The 12,541-nt window shown below is 61.3% G+C and carries 11 protein-coding genes; 7 read left to right on the top strand and 4 right to left on the bottom strand.

All coding sequences use genetic code 11. From position 1 onward, the window contains the following. Positions 1–182 precede the first annotated feature (182 nt). Positions 183–818, top strand: a complete 636-nt coding sequence (hpt, locus tag NZM16_RS12805) for a hypoxanthine phosphoribosyltransferase (RefSeq protein ID WP_322797925.1) — start codon at positions 183–185, stop codon at positions 816–818. 53 nt (positions 819–871) lie between these two features. Here the strand turns inward: hpt and NZM16_RS12800 are convergent, their stop codons facing one another. Continuing rightward, positions 872–1,858 carry a sugar phosphate nucleotidyltransferase gene (locus NZM16_RS12800; RefSeq protein ID WP_295447957.1) on the bottom strand — a complete coding sequence of 329 codons (987 nt, stop codon included), beginning with the start codon at positions 1,856–1,858 and terminating at the stop codon, positions 872–874. Positions 1,859–2,569: 711 nt separating this feature from the next. Between NZM16_RS12800 and NZM16_RS12795 the strand changes: the two genes are divergently transcribed. From NZM16_RS12795 to NZM16_RS12785, 3 genes are all read left to right on the top strand, one after another. Beyond that, complete coding sequence (locus tag NZM16_RS12795; protein ID WP_295480723.1) at positions 2,570–3,136, top strand: phosphoribosyltransferase family protein; 567 nt, start codon at positions 2,570–2,572, stop codon at positions 3,134–3,136. 566 nt (positions 3,137–3,702) lie between these two features. Then, positions 3,703–4,053, top strand: a complete 351-nt coding sequence (locus tag NZM16_RS12790) for a zinc ribbon domain-containing protein (RefSeq protein ID WP_295447963.1) — start codon at positions 3,703–3,705, stop codon at positions 4,051–4,053. A gap of 122 nt (positions 4,054–4,175) precedes the next feature. Then, positions 4,176–5,300, top strand: coding sequence for a cation:proton antiporter (locus NZM16_RS12785; protein WP_295447966.1), 1,125 nt, complete (start codon positions 4,176–4,178; stop codon positions 5,298–5,300). Positions 5,301–5,430: 130 nt separating this feature from the next. On the opposite strand, the gene NZM16_RS12780 is transcribed toward NZM16_RS12785, so the two are convergent. Then, positions 5,431–6,264: an HAD family phosphatase gene (locus NZM16_RS12780; RefSeq protein ID WP_295480721.1), complete on the bottom strand. Its 834-nt coding sequence runs from the start codon at positions 6,262–6,264 to the stop codon at positions 5,431–5,433. Positions 6,265–6,406: 142 nt separating this feature from the next. After that, positions 6,407–7,792 carry a PLP-dependent cysteine synthase family protein gene (locus NZM16_RS12775; RefSeq protein ID WP_295447970.1) on the bottom strand — a complete coding sequence of 462 codons (1,386 nt, stop codon included), beginning with the start codon at positions 7,790–7,792 and terminating at the stop codon, positions 6,407–6,409. A 265-nt stretch (positions 7,793–8,057) separates the two neighbouring features. On the opposite strand from NZM16_RS12775, the gene NZM16_RS12770 reads away from it, so the two are divergent. Then, positions 8,058–8,930: a DUF2085 domain-containing protein gene (locus NZM16_RS12770; RefSeq protein ID WP_295447973.1), complete on the top strand. Its 873-nt coding sequence runs from the start codon at positions 8,058–8,060 to the stop codon at positions 8,928–8,930. A gap of 272 nt (positions 8,931–9,202) precedes the next feature. Beyond that, complete coding sequence (locus NZM16_RS12765; protein ID WP_295447976.1) at positions 9,203–9,859, top strand: MBL fold metallo-hydrolase; 657 nt, start codon at positions 9,203–9,205, stop codon at positions 9,857–9,859. Between the two features lie 470 nt (positions 9,860–10,329). Here NZM16_RS12765 and NZM16_RS12760 read toward each other — a convergent pair whose 3' ends face one another. Continuing rightward, a complete protein-coding gene (locus NZM16_RS12760) occupies positions 10,330–11,172 on the bottom strand; it encodes a hypothetical protein (RefSeq protein ID WP_295447979.1) in 843 nt (280 codons plus the stop codon). A 586-nt stretch (positions 11,173–11,758) separates the two neighbouring features. Between NZM16_RS12760 and NZM16_RS12755 the strand changes: the two genes are divergently transcribed. Further along, positions 11,759–12,367 (top strand): class I SAM-dependent methyltransferase, encoded by a 609-nt coding sequence (locus NZM16_RS12755; protein ID WP_295447982.1) that lies wholly within the window; start codon positions 11,759–11,761, stop codon positions 12,365–12,367. Positions 12,368–12,541 lie beyond the last annotated feature (174 nt).

Raw genomic sequence — 12,541 nt, 5'->3', positions numbered from 1 at the left:
CCCCCGCACCGCCCCCGAAAAATGTTTTCTCCCCCCTCCCCACGGCCTTCTGGGCCGTGGGGAGGGGGAATACAGAGGGGATGGGGCCATTCCGCCTCGTCCGAGCGGCTCCCAACCGTATAACTCCTGTCAAACTCTCCTCAATCCTCCGGGCTTAAAGGACCGCCCGGCTGGAGGTTCGGATGAAGGAGACCCTTGTGGAAACCCCCTCCTACTGGGGATGTGAACATCTGATCGAGCGAATTCTGATCCCCGCGGATGTGCTACAACGCCGAATCGCTGAACTGGGAGAACAGATCTCCCGGGATTACGCGGGCAAAGATCTGGTGCTGGTTTGTGTGCTGAAGGGCGGGGTGATGTTCCTCACAGACCTCATGCGCCACATCCACGTTCCCCATGAGATCGACTTCATGGCCATCACCAGCTACGGGGCAGGCGCCCGTCAGTCCACCGGGATCGTGCGCATCCTGATGGATCTCCAGACCAACATCGAGGGACGCCATGTTCTGATCGTGGAGGACATCGTTGACAGCGGTCGAACGCTGGATCACATCCTGCGGCTGCTCTGGACCCGCAACCCGGCCACCCTCCGGGTCTGTGCGCTGCTGGATAAGAAAGCCCGGCGGGAGATCTATGTTCCCCTCGATTATGTGGGTTTCGAGATCCCAAATGTCTTTGTCTTCGGCTATGGCCTGGATCTGGATGAGAGGTTCCGTAATCTTCCCTTCGTAGCGGCCCTCAAGGCGGAAGCCCTTGAGAACCTCGAGGCCTCCTCACCAGCAATCATGAGCCAGGAAAAATCGGAGGCGATGGAGTAGACAGCAAAGCCACGGGCCCTGTCCCTCGACCCCCGGCTTGCCCCAGAGCCTGCTCAGGTGAAATCGATGCTGGAGGAATCCCCCACGTTGAACCGCCGGAACCGCCCGCCCACATATGCGTCCCGGCCGATCAGAGACTGCTCCAGGACGGCGTTTACAATCCGTGCCCCGCTGTCCACAATGGAATCGCGGATGATCGCGTTTTCGATGAAGCATCCATCCGCAATGGTTGCGTAGGGGCCAATCACCGCGTGCCGCACGTGGGCGCTGGGAGAGATAAAGACGGGGGGGATGATCACCACGCCCTCCCGCTGGGCCTCCCGGGAATTGTCGTGGCCATGGGAAAGGAGATACCGGTTGGTCTCCAGCACCGCCTCCGGCGTCCCGCAATCCACCCATACGTTCACTTCCCGAACCCGCAGCCGCTGGCCATGCTCCAGAAAGATATTCAGCGCATCGGTCAGGAAATACTCGCCCCGGGTTCGAATGCCGCGGGCCATCAGCTCCTCACAGGCCTTCACCAGAAGGGGACCATTGCGGATGTAATACATTCCGATCACCGCCAGGCGGTTCTCCAGACTGGCCGGCTTCTCCACAAACCGGGTCACATAGCCCCGCGCGTCCAGCTCCACTACGCCGAAGCGACGGGGATCTTCGACCTCTTTCACGAAGGCGATCCCATCCGCATCCAGGGAATCCAGATCCTGGAGATCCGCCTCGAAGAGGGTGTCCGCGAAGATGATCACGATAGGACCATCGATGTAGTCGCGGGCCAGCCAGAGGGCATGGGCCTGTCCGAGCAACTCCCGCTGTTCCACATAACGAGCAGGCAACCGGTAGACGCTGTCCACATAGTGCTGGATCTGCTCGCCCAGGTAGCCCACAATAAAGATGTATTCCTTCGGGTTCAGGGCAGCCAGTTTCTCCAGGATATAACCCAGAAAAGGTTTACCGGCGACGTTGATTAGCGGCTTCGGCTTGCTGTAGGTGTGCGGACGCAGCCGGGTTCCAAACCCAGCCACCGGGATCACCGCTTTCATTGTGTCGCCTCCTTATGGCGAGGTCTGGGTTCCCACGAGGCTCTCCGGTAGCATTATAACCTGGACGATCGGTAGTGATGGCCGTCCTTCTCTATTTCTCTTCCCCTTTCCTCGATGATTCTGGGAGTTGTGGGGCTGGGCCGGGACCTCCGGCTCCTTGACCCAGCCCCAAAGAGAATTCTGGACCTTTTGATCGTGAGAAGGGGGCGCCCCTCTGCTCCATGGTAGTGTTCCACCGCTGACGGATGAGGGACGCAGCGTCCATGGCCCCTTCTCCTCCATCCCTCTCCCCCGGCCCTCCAGGCCTGAGGGCTTTGTCCGGTTATCCACTGGGGATTCGAGGAACCAAAGCCCGTCCGGAAGGCGATGGCCCCTCCCCCCCTTTCTCTCCCCTCCCTACGGCCCAGAGGGCCGTAGGGAGGGGAGAGAAAACATCCTTCGTGGCGCTGTTGGGGCGGAGCCGGACGCCGAAGGCGCCTGGCTCCGCCCCAAAAATCTTTGGATCCCTCCTCACAGCCCTTTGGGCCGTGGGAAGGGGGGAGAGAGAAGGAGAAGCAACCGGTTTTGCTCGCTGAACACAGTCATCGAATCCCTAAATCCTAATGGGACAAAGCGCTCGTGGCCAGTGGAATCCGTTACCCAAGCCCTCCGAAAGAAAGGACGGCAAGTTGAGTTATAATAGCTTCGGCATCCTGGCGGGAGGTGAACCCTATGCGCCCAAAGCGCGAGACCTATACGGTGGAAATCGCGGGGCTGATCCGGCATCTTCCGCTATTCGAAATCGCACCCGGCGTGCGCATCGCGATCTTCAACATGCTGGGAGACACCGAAGTGGTCCTGGCGGCATCCAAAGAACTGGCCAGGCGGATCCCTAAAGAGGCGGAGGTCATTGTCACTCCGGAGGCCAAAGCGATCCCCCTGGCCTATCAGCTTTCCGTTGAAACAGGCCTGCCTTATGTGATCCTGCGCAAGAGCTATAAACCCTACATGGGCGAGGCGCTGAGCGCAGAAACCCTTTCGATCACTACAGGGCAGCCTCAAACTCTGTATCTGGATGAGAAAGACCTCGAACTGGTCCGCGGTCGGAAGGTGGTGCTGGTGGATGACGTGATTTCCACCGGGTCGACCCTGCAAGCGATGCGCTTGCTCATGAACAAGGCTGGTGCCATCGTGATCGCGGAAGCAGCCGTGTTTACGGAGGGCGAGCGAGCGAAGTGGCGCCATATCATCGCCCTGGGACATCTCCCGATTTTCACGAACAACGCTAAGAAGGGATAACCCGGCCGCATGGGGTATGTCGGGGGGAGCCATCACGGCTGTGGGGAAACTCTCCCGCCTCCCGCTTCCATTTCTGACCCTCTTGAGGGATCGGGGGAGGAGCCATCGCTCCCTGGACGGGTTTCAGCTCCCCAAATCTCCAACGGATAGCTGACGCCGTCGGCCACTTCAGGCGGCGAGTCCGATCCAAGCGCCTTCGGGAGGGAAGTCAACCAGACCCCCCCTAAAAAAATTTTTTGGGGGCTGGGGCGCCGCCTTCGGCGGCGCCCCAGCCCTAAAACATGTGGGAGAGCTCGGAAGTTCCACATGGCGTAACGGATCAAAGCAATACTGCTTTGTCCATTTTTGATTCGGGGGTTTTCGAGGCGGTGCTGAGGGGCCAAAGCCCCCCCGCACCGCCCCCGAAAGATTTTTCCCTCCCCCTCCCTACGGCCCACAGGGCCGTGGAGAGGGGGCATTGCCTTCCGAACTGGCTTCGGTTCCCCCAATCCCCAATCCATAACTGGACAAAGCACTACGCCCAGGCGCATGATCCTGGCGGAAGCAATTGCCTTACGGAGGAAGCGATGCTGTTCATCCGTTATCCCTACGTGCGCTGGTTCATTGCCCTGCTGGCGCTGATCTGGTTGGGGATCTGGATCGGGCTCCGGCCCCAGGGGCCTGCCTTGATCGGCGTGATCCTGGCCCTGGTGATAACGGCCCTGTCATGGATCAGCCCTCCAGGGGCTTACTCCTGGCTGATCACCCCTACTTGCTCCCAGTGCGGGGGCCGACTTCGATGGTCCATCATCCAGCCCGACGATCACGATCCCTATGTGGAGGAAGTCCGGGTGATCTGCACCCGCTGCGGATGGAGTCGGATGGAGTTCCGAAACCTCGTAGGGCCTCTCACCGCAGGGCCGGCTTATCCCGAGTAAGCCGCAGATCATGGTTTCCCTTTCGCTCGATACGGTTCCAAAACAGGGGCGGGCTGGCTTGGCGGTCCGCCCCTGTTTCTTCTGAACCTCCCTGGCTCAACCGGCGATCTCCGGAGGCCCGAATGGCCCTTGTCGAGCTCGGGTTGATCTTTGTCGGGCTTGCTTTGCTCCATCGCACGGCCTATCATCTGGGATTTTCCCCTATCCCTTTCATCCTGCTGGCCGGGCTGGCCTTCGGTGAAGGCGGCATCGCCCCCCTGCGCTTTAGCGAATCCTTTGTTCAGATCACCGCTGAGATCGGGTCTCTGCTTCTGCTTTTTATGCTGGGACTGGAATATAGCGGACAGGAGCTCCGGGAAGCTCTGGAGACTCATCTCCCGGACAGCCTTGTGGATCTCCTGCTGAACTTCCTACCTGGTTTCCTGCTGGCATTAGGGTTAGGCTGGAGCCTGCCTTTGGCCCTACTCATGGGCGGGGCCACTCTGATTACCTCCTCCGGGATCCTGGCTCATCTGATCGCCGAGCTGAAGTGGGAAGAACGCCCCGAAGCCCGCATTGCGATTTCGCTATCGATCCTTGAAGACATGCTGGTCGCGCTGCTTCTTCCACCCGCTGCCCTGCTGCTCTTCCGCGTCGAATCGCCTTCCGTTGGCCCGATGCTGCTGACCGCACTGCTCTCCGTCGGCGCTCTGTGGGTGGCGATCCGTTTCGGGCAGGCCCTCAGCCATGCGGTGGATCACGAAAGCGACGGGGTGCTGCTGCTCTCTCTGTTCGGGCTAACGCTGCTGGCCGGGGGGCTTGCCACCCTGCTGCAAATCCCAGCGGCGATCAGCGGATTCCTGCTGGGCATCGCCGTCTCCGATCCGGTGAAAGAGCGTGCGCGGCGCCTGATCGGGCCGGTTCGAGATCTCTCCGCAACGGTTTTCTTCCTCACCCTGGGCCTGCGTCTGGACCCGGGGCTCCTGCCGCCGGTGCTGCCCCTCGCAGTGGGCTTAACGCTGATCACCGGGTTCACCAAGGGGCTCACCGGATGGTGGGCTGCCCGACGACAGGGACTCGATCGATGGGCCCGCTGGCGGACAGGCGCTCTGATGATCGCGCGGGGTGAATTTTCCGGAGTGATCGCGGGCCTGGTCCTCCAGGCGATGCCTTCGGCCCCCTTTGTTCCCCTGACAGCTGCCTATGTGTTGCTCAGCGCCATCGTCGGCCCATTGCTGGTTCATCGATTGCCGGGGGCCAAGCCCTGATCCGATCGCCTATGCTCCCTGATCTCGGAAGGGTCACATCCGTGGATGGTCAGAGGCGAGCTGCACCGGACGGGATCCAGCATGAAAACAATTGAAGGGGGCACCAACCGGTCCGAGGCGCAACTTTTAATTAATAAAAGCGCTCAATCGGCCACCCTCGCTGTCGGGCCAGCCGGCGCAAACGAGGATCCGGGTTTACCGCAATGGGATAGCCCACCCGTAGCAAAAGATAGCGATCCGTGTAGCTGTCGGAATAAAAATAGCTCCGGGCGAGATCGATCCCCCTCTCGGCTGCATACCGCTCCACCCAGTAAACCTTGCCTGGACCATAGCATGGAGGCTCCACCACCCGCCCGGTGAGGCGTCCGTCCACTACCTCCAGACGGGTGCACAGGTAATCCGGGATCCCCAGGGTCTCCGCCAGAGGACGCACCACGTATTCGGTGGCCGCGGAGACTAGGGCGATCTGATGTCCCTGCGCGCGGTGCCAGACGATCCGCTCGACAGCCCCAGGAGCGATATAGGGTCGAACCCACTCCTCAAACCACCGGCGGGTCTCTTCCCGGAACGCTTGCTCGTCTGCGCCGGCGATCATCGCGGTCAGCTTCGCGCTGGCCCGGGGGAATTCCAGCAACCCCAGATAGTAACGCAGGGCCAGCCAGAGGAACATCCCCCACAGCCTCCAGGTGATCCGACCGTTTCGACGCAAATACCGCACCCACTGCCTTCCCGAGCTCACCGAGAGCACGGTGTAGTCCACATCGAAGAAGGCGGCAACCGCCGCTTCCATCGCGTTTCGCTCCGATCCGAAGATCCCCCCAGGCGAGAACGGCATGGTTTCTCGCGCCACCCCGATAGCGGGGCGCAAGGCCACCGGAACCTTCCCTCCCCCTGCCGCCGGAGCTCTCCGTTCCCCGGTCCGGAAGCGGACCAGCCACAGGGAACATCGGTTCCCTCGGATCATCTGCCCTCGGATCTCTGGCCCCTGCTCCTGCGCCGCGGCGGTAGGTCGGCTTCCGGAGGAATCTGGCTGCCCATGCCGAATTTATAATCCATGAACGTTAAATCGGTGTTAAAATTCCCCCAATAATTATCTAAGACTCAAATCAAAAACCCCTGGCCTCGCGCCACATGCGGTCCAGCTCCGGGATGCGGGCCTGCTCTCGTTCCCACCACTCCGGATCCAGCTGGGCGTCCAGCTCCTCCACTGTCTTCCCCTGCTGCTCCACCCAGGTGAAATACTTGAGATTGTGCCAGCGGCGCCGGTTCTCCTGCGTTCCCTCCTGGATCCAATCCAGCCCCTGGCCATGGAAGATGTGGACCAGACGGACCGTGGCCTCCGTCTCATCCATCGGCCCGCATTGCCGGGTGAGTTCTGCCATCACCGATCGATAGCGTTCGATGTTATCCGTGGCGATGGTGACGACGAGATCCTTCGGGCTGAAACGGTAGAACTTCGCCGTTTTGATGGCCCCCAGCACGTTGGCGATCCCACTGATGCCGAAGATCTGGGAGAGGCGCTGGATCTGCTCCTCGGGAACTCCCCAGCGGGCCATCACCTTCCAGCCGGGCTCCTCCGTCAGAAGCTGCAGACCCTTCTTGCAAGAGAGATCGTCGATGCACATGAGGGCATCCATGTTCATCACGTGATGGATCCACGTGACATGTTTGTCGCCGATGCCCTGGATGTCGTGGACCCCATATCCGTTCATGTAAAGCGTGGGGCACTGGATTGGCTCCAGGCCGACGATCCGACAGGTCGGCCACACTTGCTTGAGGCGATCGCCCGCCCCGATGGTCCCCGCCGAGCCCATGGCGGAGACAAAGGCAGCGACCCGGCCGTTCCCGATCCCCTGCTGGTGAAGATGCGCCGCCAGTTCGACGATGGTGTTCCCGGTCACATAATAGTGAAAGCGATAATTTCCGAGCTCGCTGAACTGGTTCAGGACGCGCACCCGCGGATCGGCGGCCGCCAGTTCCCTGCATTTGTCGTAGATCTCCTTCACGTTGCTTTCGGAACCAGGGGTTTTGATCACGCGCGCGCCGTAAGCGGCGATGCGCTCAAATCGCTCCCGGCTCATCCCCTCAGGGAGGATCACAATCCCCTCAAACCCCATCCGTCCTCCGACCCATGCCCCGCCGATCCCATAATTCCCGGTCGAAGGCCAGACCAGGATGTGCTCCCCTGGTCGCAGGCCCTCCAGAAGCACCTTCTCCATCAGGATCGAGTAAGCCGCTCCCACTTTATGGGAGCCTGTGGGGAAGTCCTTAGAGTATAGAACCACGATGGGCGCCTCCACCCCTGTGAGAGCGGGAGGCAGGAGCTCGTAATAAATCCGACCGGCCGGATCGCGCCATGCGATGCGGAAGAGGTTGTAGGGGTCCAGGGGATCGCGCTCCCAGGCTTTGAGGGCGCGGGCACGGATCTCCGCCGGCTGACACGATGGATCCCGCATCTCCTCAAATGTGGGTCCGAAGAAAGGCAGGCGCATCGGCAACCTCCGGCATGGATTGAAGATGAGAAGAAACGAAGGGCGTCGCTTCTATATCCCACTTTATTTCCTCTTCCCCCACGACCCTGGTGGCCACGCGAGAGGAGAAATCTTTCCCTCGCGGCGGAAGAGATGCTCGGACAGCAAGTTGCGCTATCCTATACACTATGTAACTTCAGGCGACGAGTCCGATCCAGGCGCCTTCGGTGAGGAAAGCCAGCCGGCCCTCTGCCCCAAAACCTGCAGGAGCGTTCGAAAGTTCCACATGGCGTATCATAATAGCATCCTGAGCCCGAGATGGCAGGTGGATATCTGGGGGAAGGTCTTCCAGATGGATTTCTCTCCGGCAGACGGAATCCAGGCAAACCCCGCGGTCCAGGCCCGGGACGGCTGGATGGAAGGGCCTGGGGAGGCTCAGCGGCCGATCCCGGAGCGCATGAGCCGATGGCTTCTGCACGAATGGATCTGGATCTTCTTGATCGGATACGGCCTTTTCGTTGGCCTCCCCTGGCTCGCGCCGGTGTTCATGCACCTGGGGTGGGAGAGGCCTGCTCGCTGGCTTTACGATCTCTATAGTCTCTTCTGCCATCAGCTACCCCAGCGCTCCCTTTTCCTCTTCGGGCTCAAGCCGATGTATTCGCTTAGCGAAATCCGACAGGCCTGGCCTTATGAGGATCCCCTTTTGCTGAGAGCATTCATCGGCGATCCGGTCTTTGGGTATAAGGTCGCCTGGTCGGACCGCATGATCTCGATGTATACCAGCCTCTGGGCAGCGACTCTCCTCTATGCTGTAAGCGGCCGCCGCTGGCGGCCTATTCCCGTGGGAATCTTCCTCCTGCTGGTCTTTCCGATGGCCCTGGACGGCACCACCCATTTCATCAACGATCTCCTTTATGGGATCGGAGAGCGCGGCTTTCGCTATGATAACGCCTGGCTTGTGATGTTGACAGGGGGACGCCTGCCCTCGTGGTTCTATGTCGGAGACGCTCTGGGTTCCTTCAATTCGTGGATGCGGTGGATCACCGGCGTGCTCTTCGGGGCTGGGCTGGGAGGCCTGGCGCTGCCCTACGTCGAGACAGCGATCCAGGCCGCCCTGGGGGATCGAAAGCATGGAACCTGGAGCTCATCGGCCCCATAACAGGCAAGCCGGGGCCCGGTTCCCCCGGCGTTTCCGCTCTGGCCCATATTCAGCATTCGCGTAGGCCAGAGCGCAAAGGGTCCGACGGCTGGCAAGGGCTTGGGCCTCTCTTCCCATACCGCTCCGTGATGTGGGGGGAGGGATCCGAAACGTTGGGAGTGGTGGGACGGCTTCGCCGCCCCCTTACCACCCCGGACCCTTGCCTGTGACTGGATCCAGCCAGCAGCATGTCTCCTGAACCATGAGCCTCAGCCCTTTCAGGGAGGCGCTGAATGTCCCGCGAAACCCCTTCTGCTCGCATACGCTTACGGGTCTTAACGGTCGGCCCGCTGGCCACCAATTGCTATATCGCCGCATGCCCGGAGACCCGGGAAGCCGTGATCATCGATCCGGGCTGGGATCCCGATCAGATCCTTGCGGTGGTCCGGGCCCTGGAGCTGAAGGTGCGCTACGTGGTGAACACCCATGCGCATTGGGATCACATCGGCGCGAATGGGGCGGTGGTTTCCGCCACCGGCGCCCCGCTGGCGCTCCATCCCGCGGATCTTCCGCTCTTGCGAGCCAAAGGGGGGGCGGACTGGTGGGCGATCCCGGTGCCCCCGAGCCCTCCTCCGGATCTGGAGCTCCGGGATGGCGACGTTCTGGAAGTGGGAACCCTGCGGTTCCAGGTGCTGTTCACACCGGGGCATACTCCCGGGCATATCTCCCTTTATGAGCCAGAAGCCGGTGTGGTATTCGACGGCGATGTCCTCTTCGCCCGGGGCATCGGCCGCACGGATCTGCCGGGAGGGGATTACGAGACCCTGATGCGCAGCATTCGAGAGAAATTGCTCCGCCTGCCTGACGAGACGCGGGTCTATCCTGGGCACGGATCGTGGACCACCATTGGCGAGGAACGGGTGGCCAATCCCTTTTTGATGGAGGATTGAGGACGAGCGGGGCGCGCTAAGGCCAGTTGGATACGACCTGAGAATAAAGACTCGATACGGTTTCGCCGAATACTGCGATAGCAACGAAGATGACCAGCGCAATCAACAAAACCAATAAACCGTATTCTACCAGCCCCTGTCCTGCTTCACGCTTGAATTGCGACATGGATGCCACCTATGGTTGAGATCTGCAGGCCTGTTGATTCAGCAATCAATCGCCATGTGCAACTTAGGCAGCAAATTCGATCGGATGACGCGGAGGTTAAGCATAGTATATTAAAAGACAGCTCGCCCATTTTTGGGACTTTGGTCATGGGGGAGCGGAGCCGCCGAAGGCGGTTCCGCCCGCCCTGAAAAGCGCAGTCATGCTTTGGCCATCTCGAATTTGAGGGTCTCGCGAGCAGAGGGGGCCTAAGGAACGTAGGGAATACCTTCGGCGGGCTTGCCGGTTGCCCAAAGCCCGAAGATGATCATCCCATCAGACGCAATCCATCCTCCAGAATCAGGCCGGTCAGATACGATCGCGGAACGAATTCGAACCAGGGGATCTCCTCACTGGCGAGTGGAGGAGAGAGCGCGGCGCGAGCTGGATGAGGGCCGATCTCAGGGGGCCATCGCTTCTCGGAAGTGGTCACGACAAAAAAGGGGCGCTGAAGCGACCGCGCCAGGATCGCCAGGGCGAGGGTCCCAATTTTGTTCACGATCCCCTCCTCATCCCACGCATCTGCCCCAACCAGGATCAGATCCACCCGGGAAAGCCAGCTCATCGCGGCGAGATCCGGGAGAAGGATCGCGGCGTGCCCCATGGCGGCGACCTCTTCGGCCATGCGCCGGCCCTCCCCGCCGGGCTCCGACACCGGGCAGATCACCTGAAGCGAGCGGCCCTTTTCCGCTACAACGGCAAGGGAACGAGCGACCAGGCCGCTCCGGGAGTGGGTCATGATCGTCCGGGCGGAGCGAAGCAACGAGGCCGCATGCCGGGCGGCCGCCTTTTCATGAGCCTCCAACTGGCGCCGGAACTTCTGCACGGCGGAGATCAACTCCGCGCGAGCGGCTCCCAGATCGGTAGCTTCCCGGATGGCCCGGCGAGCGGATTCCGCCAGATGCAGGGGAGGCGCCATGTCCGGATGCGCCCGGATGAGCGCATGCAGAAGTTCTTCCAGCTCAGAGCGAAAGTCCTCCATCCGATCCACTGGAGCTGTTTGAGCCCATTCCTCCAGGATCTGCGCGGCCCGAAGGGCCAGCGCCATCGCCCCGGAAGTCCGATCCTCGCGATACGCCTTCAGGGCCTCAAGCCCGTCAACGCGTTCCACGAAAGCCTCCTCGAGGAGCGGCCTTTTCCCATAACGGGCCCCGGGCGCTTCTTCCCCGGGCGGAAGGGCAACTCCCCCTCTCCCCAGGGCCCTCGGGGTTGCGGAGAAAGCAAGGGAAATCAACAGAATCGTTGAGGATAAGGCCTCCAAACAAAATCCCCGCCCTCTCCGAACCCTCCTGGAGTCATTTTAAACCGCCTAGGGTGCCGGGGCACTGTCCATTTTTGACCCGGGGGCGGTGCGGAGGGGCGAAGGCCCCTATCCCCTCCGAAGGATTTTTTCTTCCCCTCCCCACGCCCCAGTGGGCCGTGGGGAGGGGAAGAAAGGGAAGAAGGGCCATTGCCTTCCGGGCTGGCTTCGGTTCCCCAGATCTCCGGCTCATAAACCGAATAAAGCACGAGTGGGGGATTTCGGAGTGGGTGAAGGGGCCTTCGGCCCCCATCCCACCCCCCGAGGAAGCGAACGGTGTGCTCCTATAAAATAGTGGAACGCCAAGGTTTTGCGGACGGGCGAGGCCCTCCGAGGTGGCCTTCGCCCCCTCCCCTTACAGCGCACAACCGCACCTGGAAAGGAGGGCTGGGAAACGATGGGCTCCAACTGGCTTTTCGAACGGATCGCCCCTTTCTACGATGCAGCCGTCCGCTTTCTGGACCCCGGACCGCTCCGGAATTATCTGGAGCTTCCGACGAAGGGGCGGCTGCTGGATCTCGGGGGAGGAACCGGACGGGTGGCCTTCGCCTTTCGGGAGATGATCGATTCAACGATCGTGGCCGATGCGGCCTGGGGGATGCTCCGGGCGGCTCGACGGCGTCCGAAATTGCTCCCTGTCCAGGCGCTCGCCGAGCGCCTCCCCTTTGCGGATGCGACCTTTGATCGGATCGTCATCGTCGATGCCCTTCATCACTTTATCGACGCAAGGGCCGCTATCCAGGAGGCGGCTCGAGTGCTTCAACCGGGAGGCCGGCTGGTGATCGAAGAGCCCGATATCCATCGCTGGCCGGTCAAGGGGATCGCACTGCTCGAGCGGTTGATCGGGCTGCGCAGCCGGTTCCTACCCGGGGAAAGCATCCGGGAACTGCTGGAAGCCGTCGGCTTGCAGGCGCAGGAACACCGGGATCCCCGATCCTTCCGTCTCTGGATTGTCGGTTATAAGGTGGCGGACGAATCCGGAAAACGAATTGCTCTTCGGTGGTGAGGGGCCCAGTGGAGAGGGCTGAACCCGACTCCTGTTTCTCCCCTTCTCTGCCGCCCGAAGGACGGCGAAAGAGGGGAGAAAAATGCGGTGGCGAGCGCCGTTATCGGTCGGGGCCGCACACACCCATTAGAAGAAGATGGGTGGTGTAATAAAACGGGGCGGCGCTGTGGGCGG

Source organism: Thermoflexus sp., from assembly GCF_025055495.1.
Taxonomy (GTDB): Bacteria; Chloroflexota; Anaerolineae; order Thermoflexales; family Thermoflexaceae; genus Thermoflexus.
Note: the sequence above shows the minus strand (reverse complement) of the source record. Positions and strands in the feature narration are given on the sequence as shown.

What these genes read in the sequence shown, in the direction of transcription:
- NZM16_RS12780 (WP_295480721.1), bottom strand. Translation starts at nt 6,264, where the DNA reads ATGATCCGAGGGAACCGATGTTCCCTGTGGCTGGTCCGCTTCCGGACC.
- NZM16_RS12755 (WP_295447982.1), top strand. Translation starts at nt 11,759, where the DNA reads ATGGGCTCCAACTGGCTTTTCGAACGGATCGCCCCTTTCTACGATGCA.
- NZM16_RS12790 (WP_295447963.1), top strand. Translation starts at nt 3,703, where the DNA reads ATGCTGTTCATCCGTTATCCCTACGTGCGCTGGTTCATTGCCCTGCTG.
- NZM16_RS12785 (WP_295447966.1), top strand. Translation starts at nt 4,176, where the DNA reads ATGGCCCTTGTCGAGCTCGGGTTGATCTTTGTCGGGCTTGCTTTGCTC.
- hpt (WP_322797925.1), top strand. Translation starts at nt 183, where the DNA reads ATGAAGGAGACCCTTGTGGAAACCCCCTCCTACTGGGGATGTGAACAT.
- NZM16_RS12775 (WP_295447970.1), bottom strand. Translation starts at nt 7,792, where the DNA reads ATGCGCCTGCCTTTCTTCGGACCCACATTTGAGGAGATGCGGGATCCA.
- NZM16_RS12800 (WP_295447957.1), bottom strand. Translation starts at nt 1,858, where the DNA reads ATGAAAGCGGTGATCCCGGTGGCTGGGTTTGGAACCCGGCTGCGTCCG.
- NZM16_RS12770 (WP_295447973.1), top strand. Translation starts at nt 8,058, where the DNA reads ATGGCGTATCATAATAGCATCCTGAGCCCGAGATGGCAGGTGGATATC.
- NZM16_RS12765 (WP_295447976.1), top strand. Translation starts at nt 9,203, where the DNA reads ATGTCCCGCGAAACCCCTTCTGCTCGCATACGCTTACGGGTCTTAACG.
- NZM16_RS12795 (WP_295480723.1), top strand. Translation starts at nt 2,570, where the DNA reads ATGCGCCCAAAGCGCGAGACCTATACGGTGGAAATCGCGGGGCTGATC.